16 protein-coding genes are annotated in these 15,618 nt (G+C 40.5%); 11 read left to right on the top strand and 5 right to left on the bottom strand.

Annotation, left to right across the window (positions count from 1 at the left end; all coding sequences use genetic code 11):
- Nucleotides 1-85: 85 nt before the first annotated feature.
- From AQ505_RS13220 to AQ505_RS13245, 6 genes are all read left to right on the top strand, one after another.
- The gene (locus AQ505_RS13220; RefSeq protein ID WP_062548621.1) at nt 86-649 is read left to right on the top strand and encodes a GNAT family N-acetyltransferase; all 564 of its coding nucleotides are present in this window, start codon (nt 86-88) and stop codon (nt 647-649) included.
- An 85-nt stretch (nt 650-734) separates the two neighbouring features.
- Complete coding sequence (locus AQ505_RS13225) at nt 735-1,316, top strand: RNA polymerase sigma factor (protein WP_062548622.1); 582 nt, start codon at nt 735-737, stop codon at nt 1,314-1,316.
- A gap of 89 nt (nt 1,317-1,405) precedes the next feature.
- Nucleotides 1,406-2,386, top strand: a complete 981-nt coding sequence (locus AQ505_RS13230; protein WP_062548623.1) for a FecR family protein — start codon at nt 1,406-1,408, stop codon at nt 2,384-2,386.
- 175 nt (nt 2,387-2,561) lie between these two features.
- Nucleotides 2,562-5,324: an outer membrane beta-barrel family protein gene (locus AQ505_RS13235; protein WP_062548624.1), complete on the top strand. Its 2,763-nt coding sequence runs from the start codon at nt 2,562-2,564 to the stop codon at nt 5,322-5,324.
- 202 nt (nt 5,325-5,526) lie between these two features.
- Nucleotides 5,527-5,931 (top strand): acyltransferase family protein, encoded by a 405-nt coding sequence (locus tag AQ505_RS13240; RefSeq protein WP_157262357.1) that lies wholly within the window; start codon nt 5,527-5,529, stop codon nt 5,929-5,931.
- A gap of 51 nt (nt 5,932-5,982) precedes the next feature.
- Entirely contained in the window at nt 5,983-6,267 is a 285-nt protein-coding gene (locus tag AQ505_RS13245; protein ID WP_062548626.1) for a hypothetical protein, read from the top strand.
- A 209-nt stretch (nt 6,268-6,476) separates the two neighbouring features.
- Here AQ505_RS13245 and AQ505_RS13250 read toward each other — a convergent pair whose 3' ends face one another.
- Nucleotides 6,477-6,866, bottom strand: coding sequence for a cupin domain-containing protein (locus tag AQ505_RS13250; RefSeq protein WP_062548627.1), 390 nt, complete (start codon nt 6,864-6,866; stop codon nt 6,477-6,479).
- Nucleotides 6,867-7,002: 136 nt separating this feature from the next.
- On the bottom strand, nt 7,003-7,986 hold the full coding sequence (locus AQ505_RS13255; protein WP_062548628.1) for an aldo/keto reductase: 984 nt from the start codon (nt 7,984-7,986) through the stop codon (nt 7,003-7,005).
- A 181-nt stretch (nt 7,987-8,167) separates the two neighbouring features.
- Between AQ505_RS13255 and AQ505_RS27235 the strand changes: the two genes are divergently transcribed.
- The 3 genes from AQ505_RS27235 (at nt 8,168) to AQ505_RS13265 (ending at nt 10,070) form a co-directional block, all read left to right on the top strand.
- Nucleotides 8,168-8,650 carry a hypothetical protein gene (locus AQ505_RS27235; protein WP_335337962.1) on the top strand — a complete coding sequence of 161 codons (483 nt, stop codon included), beginning with the start codon at nt 8,168-8,170 and terminating at the stop codon, nt 8,648-8,650.
- Between the two features lie 110 nt (nt 8,651-8,760).
- A complete protein-coding gene (locus AQ505_RS27240; protein ID WP_335337963.1) occupies nt 8,761-9,066 on the top strand; it encodes a helix-turn-helix domain-containing protein in 306 nt (101 codons plus the stop codon).
- 2 nt (nt 9,067-9,068) lie between these two features.
- Nucleotides 9,069-10,070, top strand: a complete 1,002-nt coding sequence (locus tag AQ505_RS13265) for a helix-turn-helix transcriptional regulator (RefSeq protein ID WP_062548629.1) — start codon at nt 9,069-9,071, stop codon at nt 10,068-10,070.
- Nucleotides 10,071-10,173: 103 nt separating this feature from the next.
- Here the strand turns inward: AQ505_RS13265 and AQ505_RS13270 are convergent, their stop codons facing one another.
- A complete protein-coding gene (locus AQ505_RS13270; RefSeq protein ID WP_062548630.1) occupies nt 10,174-10,653 on the bottom strand; it encodes a DinB family protein in 480 nt (159 codons plus the stop codon).
- Nucleotides 10,654-10,805: 152 nt separating this feature from the next.
- Entirely contained in the window at nt 10,806-12,197 is a 1,392-nt protein-coding gene (locus AQ505_RS13275; RefSeq protein WP_062548631.1) for a S41 family peptidase, read from the bottom strand.
- A gap of 189 nt (nt 12,198-12,386) precedes the next feature.
- Here AQ505_RS13275 and AQ505_RS13280 point away from each other — a divergent pair, with 189 nt between their 5' ends.
- Both AQ505_RS13280 and AQ505_RS13285 read left to right on the top strand, forming a co-directional pair.
- On the top strand, nt 12,387-14,129 hold the full coding sequence (locus AQ505_RS13280; protein WP_062548632.1) for a S41 family peptidase: 1,743 nt from the start codon (nt 12,387-12,389) through the stop codon (nt 14,127-14,129).
- A 43-nt stretch (nt 14,130-14,172) separates the two neighbouring features.
- Nucleotides 14,173-14,706: a hypothetical protein gene (locus tag AQ505_RS13285; RefSeq protein WP_062548633.1), complete on the top strand. Its 534-nt coding sequence runs from the start codon at nt 14,173-14,175 to the stop codon at nt 14,704-14,706.
- A 13-nt stretch (nt 14,707-14,719) separates the two neighbouring features.
- Here the strand turns inward: AQ505_RS13285 and AQ505_RS13290 are convergent, their stop codons facing one another.
- The gene (locus AQ505_RS13290; RefSeq protein ID WP_062548634.1) at nt 14,720-15,589 is read right to left on the bottom strand and encodes a helix-turn-helix domain-containing protein; all 870 of its coding nucleotides are present in this window, start codon (nt 15,587-15,589) and stop codon (nt 14,720-14,722) included.
- Between the last annotated feature and the right edge of the window lie 29 nt (nt 15,590-15,618).

Below are 15,618 nucleotides of genomic sequence, written 5' to 3' on the forward strand. Positions count from 1 at the left end.
CCAAACTGTTATGGTCGTTTTTATTAAAATTGTATCTGTTATGCTATTCGTAAAGCTAATAAATTTGATCAGACAATGAGTAATTATGGAATTTACATTTAAGACCGCTTCAACGAAGCAGGATTTCGAACAGATATTAGCACTTCAACGAGAAAATTTATATACGCTGATCAGTAAAGAAGATCAGGAAAAGCAAGGATTTGTATTCGCAGAGCATACCTTGGAACTATTGGAAACGCTGGCAGTGGAGTTACCACAGATTGTTGCAGTTCACCAAGGCAAAGTGGTCGGCTATAATTTAGCGATGACCGCTTCGATGAAAACTGTGCTGCCATCAATCACACCCATGTTTAATGCTTTCGAAACCTGCATTTTTAATCAAAAACCATTGACAGATTATCAGTATTTAGTAGGCGGACAGGTTTGTGTAGCTAAAGATTTTAGAGGTCATGGTTTATTAAAAAGGCTTTACTGTGAAACAAAAAATCAGGTCTCCAATGATTATGAGGCCTGCGTTACTGAAATTTCTATTAGAAATCCAAGGTCACTAAAGGTGCATCAAAAGATGGGCTTTGAGGTCATCGGCACTTACCATGATGGCGTAGAACACTGGAATATTGTAGCCTGGGATTTTAAGCGTAGTTCTTGATTTTAAGCGGGATGAAGGTAGGTTCTTTACAGGGGGAAACGGCTATTTACTGTAACTTAGCCCTAAGTATCTACTCTAAACTCAAATGGCCTTAAATCAAACCATAAGCGATCTTCAATTGATCCATCTTTTAAAAGAAGATGATCAAGGCGCTTTTACAGAGATTTATAGTCGTTATGCAGAAAAATTAACCGGTTTTGCCAGCGCTAAACTTTATAGCTTAGAAGATTCCCGTGATGTGATCCATGATGTTTTTGTGAAATTATGGGAGGAGCGGAAGCAATTACAAATAGATCGAAACCTTGAAGCTTATTTGTTTACCCTAATTCGTTACCGGATTGTTGATAAAATCAGGAAGAACATCACACGTGAAGATTATGCTGGAATCGTACAGGCTTTACGCGTTAATTATGAATCAGAAACAGAAAAATTAATCGCTGCAAAGGAGATTAAAAAAGGAATTGAGCAGGCACTTCATAAATTATCTCCCAGAGTGAAGGAAATTTATCTGTTAAGTCGCGAGGAACAGCTCAGTATCCCAGAAATAGCAGTAAAATTGCAGCTTTCTGAACAGACCGTAAAAAATCAGCTGACTTTTGCGCTGAAGCATTTACGGGAATCTCTTGCTTATTTATCTGTCACTGCATTGATCCTTTGGTGTCATTAATTCAAGAAATACGCCAGCTTTAAAAATATATTTCATTTTCTTATAGTACCAAACTCTGATTCAAACGGCTATTGTCAAATTCCGCGAAAATGAATCAAGATCATATTGAAGATTTACTGGACCGTTACCTAAAAAAGGAAACTTCCACCGAAGAAAATCAACTCGTTGAAAAATGGCTGACAGAGCAGGGAAATCCAGGTGCTGAATGGCAGGCATTGGATGGTTCTGGTAAAGATCAGTGGCTTACCAGTGTGTTTAAAGATATTAAAGATAGCATTCATGTGAATGAACCTATCGTAGTTAAGATGAAGCCACAAAAGAAGCTAGGTTATAAAATTGCTGCTGCTGCGGCTATACTGTTTATTTCTCTTGGTATTTACTTTGCCTGGCCGCTTCTGGAAAAAGGAAGGTTGTTCTCCGACTTAAATGCCGTTACGGTTCCTGATCATCAAAAGAAACAGATCACATTGCCTGATGGGAGCAAAGTCTGGTTAAATGAAGGCTCCAAACTATCGTATCCCAAAGCCTTTAATGGCAAATCAAGGGCCGTTTATCTCTCCGGCGAAGCTTATTTTGATATTCAGCATGACAGTAGTAAACCATTTCTGATCCATACCGGCAAGTTGCTGACGACCGTTCTTGGGACTGCTTTTAATATCAAAGCTGATGCGCAAACGCTTGTCGTAACAGTCACACGTGGGAAGGTGAAAGTAGAGGACGATGGGAAACTGTTAAGTATTCTTACACCAAATAAGCAGGTCAGCGTCAATTTATCAAATAGCACTTTTACTGAAAAAACGGTGGATGCTAAAGCGGTCATCACCTGGCAAGATGCTGACCTGCTGTTTGATGACATCACTTTTGCCGATGCAGCCTTACAACTTCAACAACATTTCCAGGTCAGGATTGCCTTTAATAATGACCAGCTAAAGAATTGTCGATTTAGTGGCAGCGCGCTGAATGGAGATCACCTGGAAAAGATCTTGAAAGTGATTTGTGCTTTTAATCATGCAACATGGGAGACTAAGCCAGATGGAAGCATCATCATTGATGGTCCAGGCTGCAATTAACTTTAATCAAAATAATATAAACAATGGATATCAGCTAAGCTTCTTCAAGCTGCTACAATATGCTCCAGGAAGCATTTGCAGCTATAATAACCTGTAAGCCGACGGCTATCGGCCTACAGGGATCCCGGAATTCCGGGGTTTTAAACAATTGGACTCATTTAAAACATTTAAAACTATGAAAAATTCTGCACTTGTGTGGAGGAAAGGGAGGCTTTATGTACCTTTTACTATAGCAATATCATTAAATAAACAATTTATCATCTGGCTGATGCGTGTAAGCTTTATCATTTCCTTATTTCTTTTATGTTCTTTTCAATTGCTGCTCGCTACACCAGCAAATGGACAGGGGATGAGTGATGCTAAAGTCACGCTGAAACTTGATAATGAAGGGCTATTATCGGGCATCAAAAAGATAGAGGCCCAAACTACCTTCCGTTTTTACTATCGCAAAGCAGATGTGAAAGAAGTCAAAGGACTCCAGCTCAGCTTGAATACCAGAACCCTGGAAAAAACCTTAATAGAACTGCTAAAAAACACTGACTTCTCATTTCGTCAGATGGACAACAATATCTTATTGGAAAAGCGACAGCAGCAAATTTCTTATACGATAAAGGGCAGGGTAATTGGTAGCAACCAAAAAGCCATTGAATTTGCAACGATCCGAATCTTCAAATCATCCAATCAAAAGATCGTCGCTACAGCACTCGCAGATATGATCGGCAAGTTTAATCTGACCGTTTATGAGAAAGGAGATTATCTGATAAAAATATCTTCGATAGGCGCAGATAGCCTGACTCAAAAGGTGACAGTAGATGATATGACATCAATTCAATTACCGGATATCATACTCAATTCTTCGAGTAAACAACTAAGTAATGTCACGATTACCAGTCTTAGGCCACTCATCAGTCAGGAAGCAGATCGCATCATCTATAACCTGCAGGAAGATCCACAAAGCAAGGTCAGCAGTTTACTGGACATGATGCGAAAAGTCCCTTTTTTGTCGGTAGATGGACAAGAAAATGTGTTGCTGAAAGGTAGTTCCGGATATCGTATTTTTATCAATGGAAAGCCATCGGCGATGATCGAAAGAAACCCAAAAGATGTACTGCGTAGTATTCCTGCCTCCACCATTAAGAGTATTGAGGTGATTACCACACCACCTTCTAAATATGATGCAGAAGGCTTAGCTGGGATTATCAATATCATTACCCGCAAAGAGCTGGCTAATGGTTATCAGGGAACGGTTAATGTGAGCGAAAAGGGGCCCGTAGGTGGGCCTGGAGGTGCTGGATCCTTCGCCTTTAAAGAAGGAAAGTTTGGTTTGTCTTCATTTGCAGGAATCAGCAGAAATAATGCTCCTGAGACCATAGGAGAAATGATTCGGACAACCAGAGGCAGCGCGCCCACGCATTTAGTGCAGCAGAATACGAATCAGACCAATAGTCAGACCAGTTATGCTGGTCTGGAAGCCAGTTGCGAGCTGGATTCCCTGCAGCTGCTTTCCAGCCAATTCAATTGGAGTAAGACCAATACTACAGGCTGGGCTACACAAAATTCTGTATTGACCGGAGCAAATCAGCAGCAATACCGTTTGTCAAATGATCAGCGTAATAAGGGAGATGGACTGGATGCGGCCATTAATTATCAGTTAGGTTTTAAAGCAAATAAAGACCAGCTACTGACGATTTCTTACCGCTATATGAAAAATAACAGTTCGCTGTTTAATGTGATAGATCTATTCGATCAGGTCAATTATGATCAGTCTGATTATCGTCAATCTAATGCTGCAAGCATGGATGAACATACCGTACAGGCAGATTATGTCCAGCCAATCGGAAAAGTAAGGATGGAGACTGGCATAAAAGGGATTTTCAGAACAAATAAGAGTGATTTTCAATATCAGAACCTGAATCTGCTGACTGGACAATATGAGATAGATGGTACCCGTTCCAATGTTTTCAATAACAATCAGGATGTGCTCGCCCTTTACAACAGCTATGCTTACCAGACATTAAACTGGCAGTTCAAGGGAGGATTGAGAGCGGAAGAGACCATCATTAATGGTGATTATATAGTGGGCAGTACTAAACTGCAGCAGAAATACTTGAATGTGGTGCCAGCTATTGTTGCCAATAGAGAGTTTAAAGACCAGAGTAGTGTGAGTGCCTCTTTTTCCAAGAGGATACAGCGACCGGCTATTGCGCAGTTAAATCCATTTGTAGACCGCTCCAATCCAAATTTTGAGACCAGCGGAAACCCGGATCTGAAGCCGATTACCTCTAATGCTTTTCAACTCAGTTACCTGAAGGCCACAAAAGGTGTGGTCAGTATTTCTTTGGGCTATCTTTACTTTAATAGTGTCATTAATGCATTTTCTTCCTATAACCCTTCAACCAATGTAACCCTTACACGCTATGAAAATTATGGTAAAGGCCGCGTTTTTAAAACCAATATCTACCTTAGTTATCCCTTCACGAACCGTTGGGATGCCAGCTTTAATAGTGACTTAAGACATGTTGCGTTCTATGGCAAGGTAGATCAGGTGGAAGTTAAGAATTCAAGTTTTGAAGCATACGTGTATATTTCTACTGGATACCGTTTTGAAAAAGGATGGCGAGCCAATGCAGATTTCACTTTAAAGTCTGGCGGAGTATTATTGCCACTAGGGAAAACCAATGGATTTAAATCTTCCACTTTTAGTGTAAACAAAGATTTTATTCAAAATAAACTAACGCTTTCAGGAGCAGTGAGTAATCCATTTACGAAATACAGACTTGTGAATGAAGAGACCATGGGTCCTGATTTTCTGCAAACCAGTAATTACCAGGCTTATTTCCGACGGTTTACAGTCAGTCTGAACTACCGCTTTGGTAAGCTGAAAGACGAGATTAAAAAGAATAAGCGTGGCATCAAGAACGACGATTTGTCGAATTAAATTCATCATTACCTATTGACCATCAAAATGCTGGAATATTGGAACTGCCTACTTATTCCAGCATTTAAAAAACAAGGGCTGAAACCCCTGATGACACTTGCGCTTTAGCCTGAATTTTCATCTTGTCAATAATATCCTGCATCTTGTCAATCTGATTTCTTTTGAATCAAAAACAGGAATAGTTTTAGGGAAAATTAAGACAATGAAAGACTTTAATTCCCGTGTAATTTACCTCGATTGGCTCCGGATATTTGCCATTATAGGCGTGCTCTTATTCCATTCCGCAAGGCCATTTCAACCAGAAGATCCCTGGCAGGTCAAGAATGCCGTTAAATCTGAAATACTAGGGGAATTCAGCTATTGGCTGAGTCGTTTCAGAATGCCTTTATTGCTTTTCATTTCAGGAGCAGTCTCCTGGTTTATGATCAAAGGAAAAACAATTGGCGGATTTATCATTTTAAGGCTTTGCAGATTGTTTATTCCATTGCTCTTTGGTATGCTCATCATTGTTTCTTCTAAGGTTTATCTGGAGCGTGTAAATCAGGGCTACAGCGGAACGACCTTTACAAATGAAACATACGAGTATGGTTTGGGAGCCGGAGTTTGAAAAGAACTTTTCCTACGCCTATTACAAAGATGGTAAGAAATATGGCTCTGAATGAAAGGAAGTTCGCGTGCAGCAGGGTCAATGACGACTACAGCAGCTGATTATGCGAAGTTTGTAGCCAACCTGATGAATCAGAAAGGTTTATCGAAAAAGGGATATGAACAGCTGTTGTCGCCTCAGATTCTTGTAAAAAGTAAACGTGGTTTTGGCCCTTTAAAAGATATATTGACGACAGATAATGACCACATTCAATTGGCCTGGGGATTGGGAATTGGCCTGTTCAAAAGCACCGATAGCCCGGCATTCTTTCATAATTGCAGTGGTGTTACTCAGTAACAGTGAAAATTATGAAAAGATATATGGCGCTGTCCTGGAGGCCTGTATTGGCGATAAAAACTCTCCTTTAGCCTGGTTGGGCCATCCAAAACCATGATTTATGATCCATATTATCTAGCCAAAAATGCCACACAATCACCTGAATTATGTGGCATTTTTCTAAAGCAGAAGTTTAGTACTTCGGTGTGTTTCCGCTATAATGACTCTTTTTATTGGTCGTATTCTTCTTCGGTTACGGCCTCCATCCAGTTCACGATGCCTTTGTCTGTATTGATATTAATGGCAATGTGAAACATCGGCTCAGATGGGGATGCGCCATGCCAATGTTTTACGCCAGGAAGAATATTGATCACAGCACCTGGATTTACTTTTTGCAGGTCTTTACCTTCTTCCTGATAGTAACAGATGCCTTCCTTGACCATCAATATTTGGTTTGACGGATGTGTATGCCAATTATTGCGGCTACCTGCATCAAAGGCAACCTCACTAATGTTACAGTTGGTCACTGCATCTGCGGCAACTAAAATTTTCACAAATGCCTTGCCAGTAAAGTACTCCGAAGGTGCAGGTTTGAAGCTTCCATTTTCTAGACGATTCATGTTTTGTACTGTTTTGAATTTAATTGTTTTAATTCTTAGGGTTTAAATATGGACGGAGAGGAGGATGTAGCAGGCCATTACTATATTTTTTAGGTGTGGATTTGTTTGATCTTCCACTGGAAATACTGAACTTTTGTTATAGACATGTTCTTTTCTCTAATTCTTCAGGATAGCGCTCACCAGCCACCTTTATTTCTGCCAAAGCAGATTCGATATTAGCCAAATCTCCAGCGTCCAGGAAAACATCTTCAGCACCCATGTTTTCTGTCAGCCTGCTCGGTTTAGTGGTGCCGGGAATGGGAACAATCCAGGGTTTTTGTGCGAGCAGCCAGGCAAGAGCGAGCTGTGCTGTACTCGCTTCTTTCTGAACTGCGATCTTGTTCAGCAAATCTATCAGCACCTGATTTGCAGCTATATTTTCAGCAGTAAATCTAGGTACAATGTTCCTGAAATCATTTTTCTCAAACTGAGTGTCTTTAGAAATGGTTCCAGTCAAGAAACCTTTGCCTAAAGGGCTAAAAGGTACCAATCCAATCCCTAGCTCTTCCAAAACAGGAATTAACTCATCTTCTGGTTTTCTCCACCAAAGTGAATATTCGCTCTGAACTGCAGTTACAGGTTGAACCGCATGGGCCCGCTGAATGGTTTGCACACCTGCTTCCGAAAGTCCCCAATGTTTAATTTTACCCTCTTTGATCAAAACCTGAATGGTTTTCGCCACGGCTTCAATAGGCGTATTTGGATCCACCCTGTGCTGATAGTACAGGTCTATATAGTCAGTTTGCAGCCTTTTTAACGAGCCTTCCACGGATTTACGAATATGAGCAGGGCTGCTGTCCTGTACCTGTTTACCAGCCTCGGACTTGATCCCAAATTTAGTCGCAATCACCACATCCCTTCTGAATGGCTTTAAAGCCTCTGCCACCAATTCTTCATTGTTAAAAGGACCATAAAACTCTGCTGTATCAAAAAATGTAATTCCTTTCTCAAATGCAGCGCGTAATAGTGAGACTGCCTGATTTTTATCTATGGTTTGTGCATAGCCATAATTTAAACCCATACAACCAAAACCGAGGGCAGAAACTTCCAGTCCGCTATTTCCTAATGTTCTCTTTTTCATATCTCGTAACTTTAATAATCTATGTTGAACCTGTTTTAAGTTGACAACAAATTTGAGGATATAAATTGTTTGCTTTGTTATACAGATTACTGCTTCTCTTACCAATGTTACTGATTAGCCTCAGCGCTATTCCTCCCTATTTTTGGAATGTGTAAATTCGTATCAGCAAAACGATTGGGTTATGGAAGAAATAGTAAAACTGGAAAGCGTAAATACGTATAATAAAATGCTTGGTGTAGAAACGCTGCATCCTTTGGTAACGGTGATCGACTTATCAAAAGCGAAGCCGATGACTGCACAAACTTTGAATTTTGGACTGTACGCGATTTATCTTAAGGAATTAAAATGTGGTGAATTGAGGTATGGGCGTAATAATTACGATTATCAGGAAGGAACCCTTGTATTTATTGCTCCAGGTCAGGTCGTTGGTGTTCAACCTAGTGTAGAAACAATCGAACCCAAAGGCTGGGGACTGGTTTTTGATCCGGAGCTGATTAAAGGGACGCATTTAGGAAAACACATTGCCGATTATTCCTTCTTTTCTTATGATGTGAATGAAGCCCTGCACCTTTCTGAAAAAGAGAGACAACTAGTGATGGATTGCCTGGGGAAAATTGAATACGAATTACAGCAATCTATTGATACAAACATAGTAAAACCCTGATCACTTCTAATATAGAGCTGTTTTTAAATTACTGCATCCGCTTTTACGACCGCCAGTTCATTACCAGAGACAATACCCACAAAGGGGTTTTACAACGATTTGAGGAATTGTTGAACAATTACTTCTCTGCTGAGCGATCAAAAACACTCGGATTGCCTTCCGTTGCTTATTGTGCTTCGGAATTGAACCTTTCTCCTAATTATTTCGGAGATTTGATGAAGAAAGAAACCGGGAAGTCAGCACAGGAATACATCCAGGCGAAAGTGATCGATGTGGCCAAAGACAAGATTTTTGATAGAGAGAAATCCATTAGCGAAGTTGCTTATGAACTCGGCTTCAAATACCCGCAGCACTTTACCCGGGTATTTAAACAAAGAACAGGTATGTCGCCAAATGACTACCGCAATTTAAATTAAAGATGATTGACGAAAGTCCAAAACGTTTTGATAGAATCGTAGCCATCCTGATCCAGCTGCAGTCCAGCCGTGTAGTAAAAGCACAGGAATTGGCGGATCGTTTTCAGGTCAGCCTGCGCACCATATACAGGGATATTCGCAGCCTGGAAAGCTCTGGAGTGCCCATCCTGTCGGAAACTGGAACGGGTTATTCGATCATGGAAGGTTACCGTCTGCCTCCAGTGATGTTTACAAGGGAAGAAGCAGGGAGTTTTGTAGCAGCCGAAAAACTCATGCAGCAAATGACCGACAAAACCCTGGGTGCCTATTTCTGCTCGGCCATGTTCAAAGTGAAATCTGTGCTGCGAAACAAGGATAAAGATTGGATTACTGCTTTAGAATCGCAAATTCTTGTTAAACCTTATCAGGAACTTTTCAATAAGAACATACCGGATGCGCTGGAAATCATTATGGAAGGGATTGCCTCGCAAAAACAGGTATCTTTGTTGTACCAGGCATTCACAGCTGATGAGCCGGGGCAAAGGACGATCGAACCTGTAGGGTTGTTCCATGAGCATAACTACTGGTACGTCTTAGGATTTTGTCACCTACGACAAGATTATAGGCAATTCCGTACCGACCGTATTGTTCAGATTCGACGTACAGAACTACCTTACCTTAAAGAACACGATTCCCTGGAGCAGCTGCGGAGCAAAGAATATGTTCCGGAGGGGAAAATTCTGGTTAGAATACTAGTAGATAAAAAGATAGGAAAATATATAAAAAGCAGCAAAAGCTATTATGGTTTCCTGGGAGAAGAGGATAGGGGCAGTCAGATGGAGATGTCTTTTATGACTTCATGTACTGATGAAGGTTTTGCTCGCTGGTATATGATGTTTGGTGATTATGCTGAAATCCTGGAACCAGAATCACTGAAAGTACAGGTACAGCAGCTGGCGATGAAAGTAATTGCGAGCTTAGGGATTCTTGAGCCGGTATTGGAATCGGAAACGTTGACTGGCTAAGAAAAGCGATCAGTTGAGGAGTATTGCCGAATAAAGCAATCCAGTCATTTATAGAAATGGGTTTGTCTTGCCGGCTTAACCGAAACAAGACAAACCCAAATGGCTATCTTTCATAAAAGAAAGGCGGTTGAATGCCCAAACTGCGCAGATAAACATAACCTTCTCCACGGTGGTGGATTTCATTGTCAATAAAGTAAAAAATAGAAGACCATACCGTTCCCTGGTATCTGCCGAAGATGGTAATCTGTTCTCCGAATCTTTCTTCAGGAATCTGTGCCCAATAGGTATTGATTTTTTCCGTTGCCTCATCCCATAATTTTAGCAATTGTTCTTTTTGGTTGATGCCTTCGAAATGCTCATTCAGTTCGCCGATCTGCTCCGTGGCAATTTCCTCTATTCCTGATGCCCCAATGCCTAAAAGTTCCATGATCATTCCGGAGAAAGTACGCATACCTCCAATAGAATGTTCGAAAAGATCCTTTTCCGGAAAGGCCTCAATAGTTCTTCGGGTTAAATTTCGGTGTCCTTGCCAATGTGCTAATAATTCTGTTGGGCTGATGACTTGTGTGGTGCTTGTATTCATGGTTTATTTTTTTAGATGGTGATCAATTAATAAGTCAAATCTAAAATGGTGGGATGACAACAGTATGTCAGGAGCTTTTACACGCCATAAAATAAAAGCAAAAACCCCGCTTATTTCTAGGATAAGTGGGGTTTTGTAAGTTTTGAGGCGAACTATTTCGTTTTGGAGATGCGGTCTATTGCGGCATCGCTAAACTGGTCGCCATTGTAAAAAGTATGGTAGAAATCAAACCGGTTTCTAGGGTAATTAAGTTCTATATGGACTGGAACACCTGTTCCTTCATAAGTTTTTCCACTCCTATCCATATAAATCTCATTTGATAAGCTAAACTCCCATCCAATAGGTAATTCTTTCCATAAGATCTCAGAGAAAATACCGTTTGTTCTCGTGCCTATACTCGTAATATTCGGATAACTGCGTGCTGATAAGGCGAAAATTTCTGCCGCACTTGCTGTATTTGGACCTGTCAGCAGGAATACTTTACCCTTATAATTGGCTTTCGAGGATTGCTGAACATAAGTTTGCTTTTTGGTGTTCCCTTGAGCGGTTTTAGCAGTGACTGTAATTACAGGCTTACTTTCTCCAACAAAATAACTCAGCAGTCTTAATGCTACTGTTTCCAGTCCACCACCATTGAAACGAAGGTCGATCGCCATGGAATCCGTCTTTGCAAGGTCAGCAAAAACCTTTTTCATAATGGTGTCAACTCCTTTAATTTCGTCATCAAACTGCTCCATTGCCGGCTTCAAATCTTTGATCTCCTCGTATTTTTTCAAGAATGTCGGCAAAGCTTGTTCTTCCGGAGACAAATAATTCGCAAAGTTATTCATGTCATTGATGATGATATATCCGGTATTCGAACCTTTTATTTTCCCCCAACTGATCACCCCGTGGTTATAAACATGCACGTTTTCCAAGTATTTATTCTTGATACCCTGAATGACATCATTTGTTTTTCGCTTGACTCCAGTACTTGTTGCCGGAGTTTTTGTCTGTAGAGAATCTGGAATTTCCAACCTGATATGACCGTCGCCTAACTGCTTCACTAATGCTGTTAGGATCTCCGATAGTTCTTTTGGAGAATGGGCTTGCTTTGCCTTTGGCAGGTATTCTTTATAAACTTGTTGCCAATCTACATTTCGCTCCTTAAAAAACGCGTAATTGTCGTTGAAGGTTTCCCAAAAAATCTTGAAATTATCCTCATAAGAGGCAGTAGAGGGAGGAGTACTGCCGCAATTGCCTGGCAAAGCAGGTACCTTTTTGAAAACATAGTTCACTATTCCACCTGGGTTAAGTACCAGTTCATTCTTACTTAAAGAAATAATTTTGAACCTACCATTCAATTTGCCTTCTGCCAGCGACTTACAATTTAGACGGTCTAGGTTATAATAGGTAAATGTGGAATCTACAATTTTTAAACCTCTTCCGTAACCTTCCTGAATCCAGTTGGTATTTTTTAATAGTTTTTCTTGTTTTTGCTGAGCTTGAGCAGCAAAGCTGATCAAAAGAATAAAAATGAATAGAGCGGGTTTAAGGTTCTTCATGTTTGTTTGGGCTGCTTAAAAATTTTAGCGTTTAAGTATAGGACACCATATAAAATGTTTTGTTGCAGTTAGCGGGGTAATAATTGAAACTATTGCTAAAACAATAAGTGCCAATAGGTTTTTTAACATAAGTTAACATTATTTTAGTGCTGAGCTTGCTATATTTATCAAAAACTAAATCTCTCCTCTATGTTGAAAGGAAAATATCTGTTCATCTTTCTATTTGCTCTATCCTTAAATGTACAAGCTCAATTGACGGATTCCACGGATCGGTATAAAAAAGCGAATCTGGACAAAGAATTTCTAACAGGCTCCAAAATCGTTTTCGATCAACCAAGCAATTTTCAAATCAGCAGTCTGGAATTACTGGCTAAAGTATGGGGCTTTTTAAAGTACCACCATCCGGCAATTGCAAAAGGGGATTACAACTGGGATTTTGAACTTTTTAGAATGACACCTAAACTGTTAGTCGTTAAAACCCTTAAAGAGAGAAATGAATTACTTTCTAAGTGGATTTATGCTTTAGGTCCATTTGAAAATGGGAAAACCATCAGACCAGCTAAAGCGCAGATAAAATACGAATTGAATTTCGACTGGTTTAAGTCCAGCAAGTTCAGCCCCGAACTGATCAGCCAGCTAAATGCAGTTAAAAATGCAGATCGTACAGCAGGAAGTTATTATGTGAAAATGTATGATGCAGAAACACCGGTCGCTATTTTTAAAAACGAAGGTGATTACAGCAGTTTTAAATATCCGGATGCCGGTTACCGTTTACTGGGCCTATTCAAATTCTGGAACAGTTACGAATACTTTTCTCCTTATCGAAACCTACTGGATAAACCATGGTCGGGGATACTCAAGGAGTATATTCCTAAGTTGATTGCCGCCAAGAACGAGCTGGATTATAAACTCACCATGGCTGCGCTGATCGCTGAAACACAAGATTCACATTCCGACATTTCTCCTTACGATATAGCTTTCAGAGGTTTTTACGGTACATTTACACCGAAAATGACCATTGCTTTTGTAGACGACCAAGCTGTCGTGACAAACAGTACGGAGGATGGGAGTTTGAATGCCTTAAAAAAAGGAGATGTGATTCAAAGCATCAACAATGTTCCAATCTCGAAACTAATGAAAGAAAAGCTGCCGTATGTCAGCGCTTCTAACTACGCTACCCAATTGAGAAAGCTAACGACCATTTTGTTGAGGACCAATGATACATTGATGCAGGTCAGCTTTATCCGTGACGACAAATCTGAACAGCTCAGCTTGAAATGTTATCCATTCAACCGTCGGGAAAAGCGTGCAGCACCTGTAGATTCCGGCTTTAAAATGATCAATAAAGACATCGCTTATATTCATGCCAGCAGGATAGAAACAAGACTGAAATCGGTGATGCCAATGGCGATGCAGGCAAAAGCCATGATTCTAGACCTGAGAACCTATCCTAAGCCCACCAGTTTTGCCTGGGATCTGGCGAAATACATTTTCGATGCACCGAAAGAAGTAGCCAGATATACTGCTGGAAGTACAGAAATACCTGGACTGTTCAGCTATATGCCTGATGATTATATGGCCCAGGTGAGGATCGGAGTAGCGAATGTAAATCCTTATCTGGGGAAAATCATTGTTTTGGTCAATGAAGAAACGCAGAGTCTGGGGGAGTTGTCTGCCATGGCTTTGCGCGCCGGTCCAAATACGATCATTGTTGGCAGTCAAACTGCCGGAGCAGATGGTTCAGTAGGGATGCCGGTGACTTTCCCTGGGGGAATTGTTACAGGATTTACCCAGATCGGCGTTTATTATCCAGATGGAAAAGAGACACAAAGGATAGGTATTATACCCGATGTGAAGGTTAAACCTAGCGTCAAAGGCATTAAAGAAGGTCGTGATGAAATGTTGGAGAAAGCCATTTCTTTACTGAATTAGCTGAGCACTGAGATTGATATGGAAACAATAAAATACTGTTGTGATGAGGAAATACATTTTGATTCTTTTGGCGTTCATTCTGATGAGCAGTTGCTTTTCAAGCAGAAATCAATATAAAGCGCTCAGAATACCACTCTGGCGCTTTTCTGTAAAGCCAAGTGTATCTTCCGAGATCTATTCATTAATTGATACCACTGCGCTGTATTTTAATGTAAGGGTAAATGGAGAAGATAGTCTAGATCATGGCAGAGGGAAGCTTGTAGCAGTAACTGAAAGCCAGAACTCCTTAAAATTTTACGCCAATGGTAGGGTAGCGCAGTTTTGGGCGGTAGATTTTCAAAAACCACAATCTTTAAATCCTGCACGCGGGAAAATGGGAATGTATGGAACCTCGGGGAAAAAAGAAGGTTTTTATGTCGAGGATGTTTCTCAATCCCCACAAGCCGGAGTCTTCCTGCTGAAAGATAAGATCACTTCAAAAGGGGATACCTTGTATCTAGACAATGGTCAATATAATTATATGTACATCAAACGTAAAATACCAGTAGAGTTACTGATTTTTAAACCAGACTGGTAGATCACACGACAGGTTATTCTTGAAGCTGACTGGTGACGTATCCTGAGGTATCATACCGCCAAACCAGCTGCTGCTGTTCCAGTGATATTTTGTGGATCAACCGTCCTGGTGTTTCACCAGACAAGCTATTAAATTCTTTGATGAAATGTGCTTGGTCGTAAAACTGATGCTGATAGGCTATGGCCGTTAAATCTACCTTTTTTGAGTATTTCATCGCATCTAAGGCTTTGCGGAACCGAAGCGTTTGCAAATATTTTTTCGGGCTTTGCCCGACCTCAGCCATGAATATCCGGTACAGGGTGGAAACATTGATGTTCATCTCTTTAGCGAGTTGTTCCACATGTAGTTCTTGGGCTAATGGACTGTGGATATGCTGCAGTAATTTACCCAATCTCATCTCATTTCTTTGCCAGATGATGCTTTTAACCAGGAGTTCTTCCAGGATAACCACTCTTTTGGCCTGATCGTCGGCTGCAAATAATTCTGCTAAAACCGATGAATCTTCTTTGAAAATCCTTTCAAAAGGATGATCATCATCCAGTAATGCGGCATAACGTTCTTTTGTAAATGCAGTTAAGGCCCCAGGATGAAAAATGATACATATTTGATCTACCTCCGCATGAATGTCTACCTGGAAAGGTTGCTGATGGAAGGCGTAAATGCGGCTGCTAAATTTTCCAACTCCTTTATTCAGGATACACCTGTTTTCTGTGGCGTTTTTGAGGTAACTGATTTGGTTATTCTGATATAGCGCAAGGCATAAGTTGGTATTGGGGAAAGTAGTATAATGGATGGGGTAACCATGAGTATGGTTAAAAAAGATGTAGCACTGAATTAATTCTTTTAAGATAGGATTATAACTATTGCGGATGACAGTTTGCATCTTATTTAATTTAGAAAGGGCTAATTTAT

The sequence above is a fragment of the Pedobacter sp. PACM 27299 genome (genome assembly GCF_001412655.1).
GTDB lineage: Bacteria > Bacteroidota > Bacteroidia > Sphingobacteriales > Sphingobacteriaceae > Pedobacter.

Coding starts and splice junctions, on each gene's coding strand:
- AQ505_RS13220 (WP_062548621.1), top strand. CDS start 86: ATGGAATTTACATTTAAGACCGCTTCAACGAAGCAGGATTTCGAACAG.
- AQ505_RS13225 (WP_062548622.1), top strand. CDS start 735: ATGGCCTTAAATCAAACCATAAGCGATCTTCAATTGATCCATCTTTTA.
- AQ505_RS13230 (WP_062548623.1), top strand. CDS start 1,406: ATGAATCAAGATCATATTGAAGATTTACTGGACCGTTACCTAAAAAAG.
- AQ505_RS13235 (WP_062548624.1), top strand. CDS start 2,562: ATGAAAAATTCTGCACTTGTGTGGAGGAAAGGGAGGCTTTATGTACCT.
- AQ505_RS13240 (WP_157262357.1), top strand. CDS start 5,527: ATGAAAGACTTTAATTCCCGTGTAATTTACCTCGATTGGCTCCGGATA.
- AQ505_RS13245 (WP_062548626.1), top strand. CDS start 5,983: ATGAAAGGAAGTTCGCGTGCAGCAGGGTCAATGACGACTACAGCAGCT.
- AQ505_RS13250 (WP_062548627.1), bottom strand. CDS start 6,866: ATGAATCGTCTAGAAAATGGAAGCTTCAAACCTGCACCTTCGGAGTAC.
- AQ505_RS13255 (WP_062548628.1), bottom strand. CDS start 7,986: ATGAAAAAGAGAACATTAGGAAATAGCGGACTGGAAGTTTCTGCCCTC.
- AQ505_RS27235 (WP_335337962.1), top strand. CDS start 8,168: ATGGAAGAAATAGTAAAACTGGAAAGCGTAAATACGTATAATAAAATG.
- AQ505_RS13265 (WP_062548629.1), top strand. CDS start 9,069: ATGATTGACGAAAGTCCAAAACGTTTTGATAGAATCGTAGCCATCCTG.
- AQ505_RS13270 (WP_062548630.1), bottom strand. CDS start 10,653: ATGAATACAAGCACCACACAAGTCATCAGCCCAACAGAATTATTAGCA.
- AQ505_RS13275 (WP_062548631.1), bottom strand. CDS start 12,197: ATGAAGAACCTTAAACCCGCTCTATTCATTTTTATTCTTTTGATCAGC.
- AQ505_RS13280 (WP_062548632.1), top strand. CDS start 12,387: ATGTTGAAAGGAAAATATCTGTTCATCTTTCTATTTGCTCTATCCTTA.
- AQ505_RS13285 (WP_062548633.1), top strand. CDS start 14,173: ATGAGGAAATACATTTTGATTCTTTTGGCGTTCATTCTGATGAGCAGT.
- AQ505_RS13290 (WP_062548634.1), bottom strand. CDS start 15,589: ATGCAAACTGTCATCCGCAATAGTTATAATCCTATCTTAAAAGAATTA.